At 68.8% G+C, this 8,281-nt stretch carries 8 protein-coding genes; 2 read left to right on the top strand and 6 right to left on the bottom strand.

Annotated features, from left to right (window positions below):
• The first annotated feature begins 166 nt into the window (after positions 1 to 166).
• On the top strand, positions 167 to 1,132 hold the full coding sequence (locus VFG33_RS14310) for an asparaginase (protein ID WP_325026484.1): 966 nt from the start codon (positions 167 to 169) through the stop codon (positions 1,130 to 1,132).
• A 42-nt stretch (positions 1,133 to 1,174) separates the two neighbouring features.
• Here VFG33_RS14310 and VFG33_RS14305 read toward each other — a convergent pair whose 3' ends face one another.
• The 6 genes from VFG33_RS14305 to VFG33_RS14280 all read right to left on the bottom strand — a co-directional run bounded on the left by VFG33_RS14305 (position 1,175) and on the right by VFG33_RS14280 (position 7,709).
• A complete protein-coding gene (locus VFG33_RS14305; RefSeq protein WP_325026482.1) occupies positions 1,175 to 1,945 on the bottom strand; it encodes a hypothetical protein in 771 nt (256 codons plus the stop codon).
• 64 nt (positions 1,946 to 2,009) lie between these two features.
• A complete protein-coding gene (gene rodA / locus VFG33_RS14300) occupies positions 2,010 to 3,179 on the bottom strand; it encodes a rod shape-determining protein RodA (protein WP_325026480.1) in 1,170 nt (389 codons plus the stop codon).
• Positions 3,176 to 5,227: a penicillin-binding protein 2 gene (mrdA, locus tag VFG33_RS14295; protein WP_325026478.1), complete on the bottom strand. Its 2,052-nt coding sequence runs from the start codon at positions 5,225 to 5,227 to the stop codon at positions 3,176 to 3,178. The genes rodA and mrdA overlap by 4 nt, the downstream gene beginning before the upstream one ends.
• Complete coding sequence (mreD, locus tag VFG33_RS14290) at positions 5,224 to 5,757, bottom strand: rod shape-determining protein MreD (protein WP_325026476.1); 534 nt, start codon at positions 5,755 to 5,757, stop codon at positions 5,224 to 5,226. Before mreD ends, mrdA begins: the two co-directional genes overlap by 4 nt.
• 1 nt (position 5,758) lies before the next feature.
• Positions 5,759 to 6,679: a rod shape-determining protein MreC gene (mreC, locus tag VFG33_RS14285; RefSeq protein WP_325026474.1), complete on the bottom strand. Its 921-nt coding sequence runs from the start codon at positions 6,677 to 6,679 to the stop codon at positions 5,759 to 5,761.
• Positions 6,680 to 6,683: 4 nt separating this feature from the next.
• Positions 6,684 to 7,709, bottom strand: coding sequence for a rod shape-determining protein (locus VFG33_RS14280; protein ID WP_325026472.1), 1,026 nt, complete (start codon positions 7,707 to 7,709; stop codon positions 6,684 to 6,686).
• A 385-nt stretch (positions 7,710 to 8,094) separates the two neighbouring features.
• Here VFG33_RS14280 and VFG33_RS14275 point away from each other — a divergent pair.
• On the top strand, positions 8,095 to 8,281 hold a 187-nt coding region (locus VFG33_RS14275; RefSeq protein WP_325026470.1), incomplete at its 3' end, for an AfsR/SARP family transcriptional regulator.

The following is an 8,281-nucleotide window of genomic DNA, read 5'->3' as shown; positions in this document are numbered from 1 at the left end:
GCGGGACCGATCTTGCTGTCGGGTCGTTCTGGCGACCACCTCCTGTCGTTCGGTACGCCTGGCAGCACCGGCGACTGATTCGGTGGCCCGGATAGACCCACTCCCGCGGTGGGTGGTCTGGTGGTGCGGGTTAGTCTGCGGCGGCTGCCAGATCGAGGAGGTCCGCGTGTCGAACGGTGTTCCAGGGGCGAGTGGGGTTGTTGAGCTTGCTCGGGTGGTTCGGAGTGGGTTTGTGGAGAGCCGGCATTTCGGGATGGCGGTGGCTCTGGATCCGGAGGGTCAGGAGATCTTCGCCGTTGGGGATGTGGGAGGCGTGATTCTGCCTCGGTCTACCGCCAAGCCGTTGCAGGCGGTGGGGTGTTTGGTGGCGGGGGCTGTGCTTGATGGTGAGGAGACGGCGATCGCCGCCGGGAGCCACACCGGGGAGGATCGGCATGTGGCGCTGGTTGACCGGATTCTGCGGGCGGCGGGGCTCCACTGGGACGCGTTGGGGTGTCCGGTGGATCGGCCCGAGGACGAGGCAACGCGGTTTCGGTTGATTGCGGTGGGTATCGGGCCGGAGCGGGTGCGGATGAACTGCTCTGGGAAGCATGCGGCGATGTTGAAGGCGACCGTTGCACGCGGGGAAGATCCAGCTGGGTATCTGGAGCCTGAGGCGGGAGTGCAGCGGGCGATCGCGGTTGAGGTCGAAAGGTTGACTGGGGCAACGACCGGCGTCGTGACGGTGGATGGATGCGGCGCTCCCCTGCTTGGTGTCCCGTTGAGCGGCCTCGCGCGGGCGTTCAGCCGGCTAGCGCTCGCGGCAGCCGGCACTGCGGACAACCACGTGGCCCAGGCGATGCGTCAGCATCCCGAGCTCGTGGGAGGCAAGGGGCATCAGAACACCGAGGTGATGCAACTGCTGCCCGGTGTGATCGCGAAGGGTGGAGCCGAAGGCGTGATCGCGATGGCGGCACCGGACGGACATGCCGTCGCGGTGAAGGTGATCGACGGGAATCCCCGCGCCACCACGGCCCTCGCACTGACCCTGCTGGAGAAGTGCGGCGTTGACGTGACGCCCGCGGAAGACCTCAGGCAACTCCAGGTTCTCGGCGGCGGTCGGCCCGTCGGCCAGATCGTCCCAACGATTTGAGACTCGCACTCCGCAGCGAGGAGGTGCGTGGCGCCCAGCGGATCAGGTGCCGGTTTTGGGGACGCCGAGGACGGTGCCGGCCTTGTTGACCGCGGCTTCGGTGGCGCCGTCGAGTTCGCCGGGCTGGCCGGCCAGGACCGAGACCGAGAGGATGACGTCGTTGACGCCGGTGACCGCGAGGGTGAATTCGAGGCCCTCCCTCGGGCCGCTGCTGCCGGTCAGGCGGAAGGCGAACGGCTTGTCACCGAACTGCGGGGCCGAGATCTCCGTGACCGACATCGTCGAGGTGCCTTCGCCGGGAATCTTCAGCGACACCTTCTTGCAGGTCGCCACGGCATTCCGGTAGGTCGTGCCCAGGGTGGCGACGGCTTGGGGCGTGCCCAGGGCGTCCAGGGAGAAGTCGATGAACGGGCCCTCGTTGCCACCGGAGAAAGCCCGGTACGCGGTGGCCTTGGAGCCCGGGGCCTTGTCGGCGTTGAGGTAGGTCACCAGGGTCTTGCACTTGCTTTCCTTCGACGAGAACGTGCCTGCGCTGCTGTCCTCGGGCTCGTCGGGCTCGAGCGAGAAGCCGCTCGGCAGGTCCTTCAGCTCCAGCAGTGCCTTGGTCAGCTCCGCCGCGGTGCGCTGCACGGGACCAGTCGCGCTCGGCGCGGGCGTGGTCGGCGTCGGCGAGGTCGTGGATGGCGTGGCCGACGGGGTCGCCGAAGGAGTGGTCGACGGCGAGCCGGACGACTTGTCGTCGCCGCCGCAGGCCGTCAGGGACAGCGAGAGGGCAGCGGCAACAGCGAGGGGGTACGACGCGAGCTTGGGCATGGTGCCATCCAGAACCATCGAAGGACCGAGCTCCCGGGTCTAGGAGGGCTTGAGCGTAACCCACTCAGACCTGATGGCTGCGGAGGTGGATGTTCTGCAACAGGCCCACGGCGAGGAGGCCCGAGAACATCGAGGAGCCGCCGTAGGAGACGAAGGGCAGCGGCAGACCGGTCACCGGCATGATTCCGAGCGTCATCCCGATGTTCTCGAAGGCCTGGAAGGCGAACCAGCAGACGATGCCGGTCGCCACCAGCCGGCCGAAGGCGTCCCGGGCGTTCACGGCGATCCGCAGGCCGCGCCAGAACACCAGCATGAACAAGACGATGATCGCGCCGGCCCCGATCAGCCCGAGCTCCTCCCCCGCCACGGTGAAGACGAAGTCGGTGTGCTGCTCGGGCACGAAGGCGTTCTGCGTCTGCGAACCGTGGAACAACCCCTGCCCGAAGACGCCGCCGTTCCCGATCGCGATCCGGGCCTGGTTCACGTTGTAGCCGATGCCCTGCGGATCCTGGGCCGGATCGGCGAAGGCGGTGAACCGGGCCAGCTGATAGTCCTTCAGCACGTTCAGCTGGATCGCCAGCACCGCGACCACGGTCGCCGCCGTGACCAATCCGAGCATCCACCGTTTCGGCACCCCGGACACCGCGATGATGCCGAACACGATCGACCCGAGCACCATCACCGTGCCGAGGTCCGGCTGCAGCATCACCAGGATGACCGGTACGGCGGCGACCGCGACCGCCTGGGCGATGTCGATCGTCCGCGCGGTCTCCCGGTAGTTCGTCTCGCCCTTCTCGGCGATCAGCAGGGCCATCCCGACGATCACGGCGAGCTTCGCGAACTCGCTCGGCTGGACCGACATCCACGGCAGCTGGATCCACGAGCGCGACCCGTTGATCACGGCACCCACCCCCGGCACCAGGACCAGGATCAGCCCGAGCACGGACGCGGCGTACAGGACCGGGGCGAGGATGCGGACGCGGCGGTGGTTCATCAGGGCGGCGCCGATGGCGAGAATCAGGCCGATGGCGAAGTTCACCGCATGCCGGGTGATGTAGGCGTACTGGTTGCCGTCGGTCAGCGACGTCCGCTGGTAGGTCGCCGACCAGATCAGCAGGGCACCGATCGCCGAGAGCGCGACCACGCCGATCACCAGGACCCAGTCGGCCTGCCAGAGAGCCGACCGGCGGTCCACTCGGGGCCTCGCCTGCCGCAGCGGCGTCAGGAGACTCATTGGCCGGCCTGCTTCGCGGGCGGGGCGGGCTTGATGTTGTAGAGCGACTCGTAGATGTGCCGGACCGCCGTGCCGGAAGCGCCCGAACCGGTGCCTGCCTGGCTGATCATCATCACCACGGCGTAGCGATCGCTGTACGACGCCATCCACGAGGTCGTCTGCTTGCCGTAGACCTCGGCCGTCCCTGTCTTGACCCGCAACGGCACCTGGTCCAGCGGGAAGCCGTTGAACTTCCACGCCGCGGTACCGGTGCGGGCCGTCTCCTTCAGCGCCTTGTCGATGTACTTCAAGGTGGACGACGGCACCGGCAGCCGGGCGCTGACTTTGCTCGGGATCGGCTTCGCCTTGCCGTTCGGGCCGATCACCTTCTTGCCCACATGCGGCTCCCACAGGATGCCGCCGTTCGAGAGCGCCGAGTAGACCGTTGCCAGCTGCAACGGAGTCAGCGTGGTGTCGCCCTGGCCGATGGCGAAGTTGACCGCGTCACCGGCGCGATAGCGATAGCCGTCCGCGCAGAACTCGCGGGAGAACTGCTTCAGGAAGGACGAGGTGCCGGCCGGCGGGTTGTCCGCCAGCTTGCAGTAGTAGTCCTTCTGCGCGTCGTAGTACTCCTTCTTCCACTTCCGGTCCGCGATCCGGCCGGACACCTCGCCGGGCAGGTCCACCCCGGTCGGGCGGCCGAGACCGAACTTCTGCGCCATCTCGACCAGCGGGTCCTGGGCGTTGAGATCACCGGAGTTGCCGCCCTCCTTGAGCCAGAGGTCGTACGCGATCCGGTAGAAGAAGGTGTCGCAGGACAGCGCGAGTGCCTGGTCGAAGCCGATCATCCCGTAGGAGGCGGACTCGTAGTTCTTGAACTTCCGGTTGCCGACGACGAAGTTCGGCGAGCAGTCCAGCCGGGTCCTCGGCCCGTACCCGGCGCCCATCGCGGCCGCGGTGGTGATCGGCTTGAAGGTCGAGCCGGGCGCGAGCTGCGCCTGCAATGCCCGCGACAGCAGCGGCGTACCGGCTTGGGGTGAGTAGAGGGCGTCCAGCTCGCGTTGCGAGATACCGCCGACCCAGACGCCGGGGTCGTAGCTCGGGTAGCTCGCCATCGCGACGATCTGGCCGGTCTTGGTGTCCATCACCACGGCCGCGCCGGAGTCGGCGACGTAGTTGCGCTTGGTGATCTTGTCGTACTGCTTCCGCGCGGTCGTGATCGCGCCGCGCAACTCCTTCTCCACCGAGGCCTGGATCCGCGCGTCGATGCTCGTCATCAGCGTCGACCCGGGCACCGGCGCGGTCTGCTTCTGGACGCCGGTGGTGTAGCCGACGGCGTCGACGATGACGTTCTTGACACCCGGCGTGCCGCGCAGCATCGCGTCGTACGTCCGCTCGACCCCGGCCCGGCCGACCAGGTCCGACCGGTGCCCGATCGAGTCCTGCCCGGCCTTGTCCAGCTCGTCGAGCTCGCCGGTGGTGATCGGCGAGAGGTAGCCGAGCAGGTGGGCCGCGTTCACCCCGTACGGCGCGGGGTAGGCGCGGAGTGCGGTCGACTCGGCCGCGACGCCCGGGAAGTCCTCGCGGCGCTCCATCACCTCGATCGCGACCTGCTCGCTGACGTCCTTCGCCACCGGGATCGGCTGGTACGGCGTGCCGTTCCAGCAGGCGGGTGGTTTCGACGCCCCGGGCTCACCGCAGAGCATCGTCCGGGCGGTCAGGTCGGCCGGCTTCTGACCGAGCACCTTCGCCAGCCGCGCGAGCATCGCCTTCTGTTGCTGGTCGGGCAGCTTGGCCAGCACGGACCGATCGACCGTGATCACCAGGGAGACCCTGTTCCCGACCAGCGTCCGCCCTGCGGAGTCGACGATCGTGCCGCGCGGCGCCGGCACGAGGACCTCGCGGGTGTGGTTCTGCGTGGCTGCCTGGGAGTAGTCGTCGGACGACATCACCTGCATGTACCAGAGCCGGCCGATCAGCGTGAACATCAGCGAGAAGACGAGCACCTGGATCACGAACAGGCGGAGCCGCGGCTTGAGCGGGGCGGGGTTGAAGTGGTCGAAACTCATGGCAGCACCCGGCGGCGCTCCCGTGCCGGCACCACTCGCCGCATCATCCACAGCACCAGCGGGATCACCACGATCGCACCGACCACGTCGTACCCGGCGGCGATCCCGAGCCGGACCCCGAACTCACCCCAGTCCACCGCCGGATCGTGCAACAGCGACCCGGTCGCGGAGTACACACCGAGCGACAGCGCGGCAGACAGCACGACGGTCAGCGCGACCCCGAGTGGTCCCACCGGCCCGGCCGAGGTCTCGCGGCGGATCATGCCCGCGACATACCCCGACAACGCCAGCGCGAGTGCCCACCGCCCGGCCGTGTGGTCGGCGGGTGGCACCACATCCAGCAGCAGGCCGCCGAGGAAGCCGGTGATCGCGCCCCACTCCGGCCCCCGGGCCAGTGCGAGAGCGACGACCACGATCATCACCAGGTCACAACTGACCCCGGCGACCGCGATGTGCGGCAGCATCGAGGTCTGCACGGTGACCGCGATCATCAGGAGGAGGGCGGTCAGCCCGATCCGCAGCGAGATCACCTCAGCCGCCCTTCTCGGGCGACAACGCGGACCGCGGTGCCCGGGCGGGCGATCCGGTGACCACGCCGACCGTGTCGATCCGGCTCGGGTCGACGAACGGCTTGACCACCGCGGTGGACCCGAGGGCACCCTGGGTCAGAGTCACCGAGGTGACCGTGCCGATCGGGACGCCCGGCACGTAGGGCGCGTTGCCCCGCGAACCCCAGGTGACGATCCGATCGCCTGCCTTCGGCCGCGCCTTGAGGTCCACCAGTTTGTAGTCGAGGGCGCCCGTCGTCTCACCTCGCCCGGAGACGAAGCCCAGCGCCATCGTGGCGTTGAGCCGGCCGCCGACGGTCGAGTTCCGGTCGCCGATCAGCAGCACCGTGGCGGTGGCTTCCGTGGTCCGCACGACGCGGCCCACCAGCCCGTCGCCGTTCAGTACTGTCATGTCCGGTCGCACCCCGTCCGCCGTCCCGGCATCGATGGTCACTGTGTGGTTGAAGCTCTGCGCACTCCCGATCCCGATCACCCGGGCCGGCGTCACCGTGTAGTTCGGAGCCAGCTTCAGCAGCCGGTCCAGCTCGGCGGCCCGGTTCCGGGCGTAGTCCGTGGTCCGCAGTTCGTTGGTGAGTTTCTCGTTCTCCGCTTGGAGTTTCTCGTTCTCTGCTTTCAACCTATCCACTTCGGCGAACCGGTCCCGGAGGTTGTCCACAGGCTCCCGGGCGGACGTCGCGCTGGACTCGAGCGGGCCGAAAACGGCCGCCGCGGCGTGCCGGAGCGGCTCCACCGGGGAGCCGGCCGAGCGCCGCGCGTCGAGCACCATCAGCGTGAACGAGGCCAGGATGACGAGTACAAGGACGGTCCGGCGACGACGGGTCTCCCGGGGCATCCCGGCCGAACGGACCAGGCCCCTCGCGGGGGTTCCGAGATCTTTGAGCATGGGTTCAGCGGCGGTCGGTGACGAGGATGCGGTTCAGGGTCTCGATGTTGTCGACACACTTGCCGGCCCCGAGCACGACGGCGTCCAGCGGGTTGTCGGCGACATGGATCGGGATGCCGGTCTCGTGCCGCAGCCGCTCGTCCATCCCCTTCAGCAGCGCGCCGCCGCCGGTCAGTACGATGCCGCGGTCGACGATGTCACCGGCCAGCTCGGGCGGGGTCTTGTCCAGGGTGGCCTTGACCGCGTCCACAATCGCCGTGATCGGCTCCTCGATCGCCTGCCGGATGCTGGACGAGGAGACCTTCACGGTGCGCGGCAGGCCGGAGACCATGTCCCGGCCGCGGATCTCCGAGTCCGGCCCGTCGGTGGTCGGGTACGCCGAGCCGATGGTCATCTTGATCTGCTCGGAGGTGGCCTCGCCGAGCATCAGCGAGTACTCCTTCTTGCAGTAGTTCACGACGGCCTTGTCGATCGCGTCGCCGGCCACCCGGATCGACTGGCTGGTGACGATGCCGCCGAACGAGATCACCGCGACCTCGGTGGTGCCACCGCCGATGTCGACGACCATGTTGCCGGTCGCGTCGCGGACCTCGAGGTTGGAGCCGAGCGCGGCCGCCATCGGTTCCTCGATGATGTAGACCTTGCGGGCGCCGGCCATGTACCCCGCGTCGCGAACCGCGCGCTGCTCGACCGCGGTGATCCCGGACGGCACACAGACCACGATCCGCGGTTTGGCGAAGTACCGGCGTCTGTGCACCCGCTGGATGAAGTAGCGCAGCATCTGCTCGGCGGCGTCGAAGTCGGCGATCACGCCGTCCTTGAGCGGCCGGATCGCGGTGATGTTGCCCGGCGTACGGCCGATCATCTTCTTCGCCTCGTGCCCGAAGGCGACCGCCTCGCGCGGGTCGTCCGTCCGGATCGCGACCACGGAAGGCTCGTTCAGTACTACGCCGCGGCCGCGGACGTAGACCAGGGTGTTGGCCGTGCCGAGGTCGACCGCCATGTCGCGGCCGAGCATGCTGTTCGCCATTTCGGCGCCCTCCCGCTGCTCGGGTCCCGGGGATCTCAGGCTAAGCGCGGACCCGTCGCTACCCGGGGACCGACACGTCCCGTGGGCCCAGCACGGATAGTATCGGCTCCCTCACTGCAGGCCATTGACGGGCTCCCCTTCGTCCCAGTCGCTGGGCAATCGAGGCGTCCTGCGGTGCTGCCGTGCCGGCGGTTCTCGGGTGGTGCCGCCGGACTCTCGCGGATCCGGCGGCACCACGCGCCCCCAGAGCTCGCCCCTCCCCTGACGGGCGAGCGCTCCTCCCCACATGCGCGGCGGAGCAGAGCCCCGCCGGGCGAGCATGACCGGCCGCGGTTTCACGACGCTTTCGCGGCGCTTTCACCGAATCCCGGTCAGAATGGCTGGCATGGAATTCCGGTTGCTCGGCCCAGTAGAGGTCCTGGACGACTCCGGCCAGCGGATCGAGCTCGCCGCGAACCGGCTCCGGGTGCTGCTCGCCGCCCTCCTGCTGCAGCCGAACCGGGTCGTTGCCGGGCAGGAACTGATGGACACCCTCTGGGAGGAGGACCTGCCCGCGCGCCCCCGGGCCGCTT

Origin of the sequence: Kribbella sp., assembly GCF_035687465.1 — a bacterium.
Lineage (GTDB): Bacteria > Actinomycetota > Actinomycetes > Propionibacteriales > Kribbellaceae > Kribbella.
The sequence above is the reverse complement of the archived record's forward strand: the minus strand, read 5'-3'. Positions and strand labels throughout refer to the sequence as shown.

What these genes read in the sequence shown, in the direction of transcription:
- rodA (WP_325026480.1), bottom strand. Translation starts at nt 3,179, where the DNA reads ATGAGTCTCCTGACGCCGCTGCGGCAGGCGAGGCCCCGAGTGGACCGC.
- mrdA (WP_325026478.1), bottom strand. Translation starts at nt 5,227, where the DNA reads ATGAGTTTCGACCACTTCAACCCCGCCCCGCTCAAGCCGCGGCTCCGC.
- VFG33_RS14280 (WP_325026472.1), bottom strand. Translation starts at nt 7,709, where the DNA reads ATGGCGAACAGCATGCTCGGCCGCGACATGGCGGTCGACCTCGGCACG.
- mreC (WP_325026474.1), bottom strand. Translation starts at nt 6,679, where the DNA reads ATGCTCAAAGATCTCGGAACCCCCGCGAGGGGCCTGGTCCGTTCGGCC.
- VFG33_RS14305 (WP_325026482.1), bottom strand. Translation starts at nt 1,945, where the DNA reads ATGCCCAAGCTCGCGTCGTACCCCCTCGCTGTTGCCGCTGCCCTCTCG.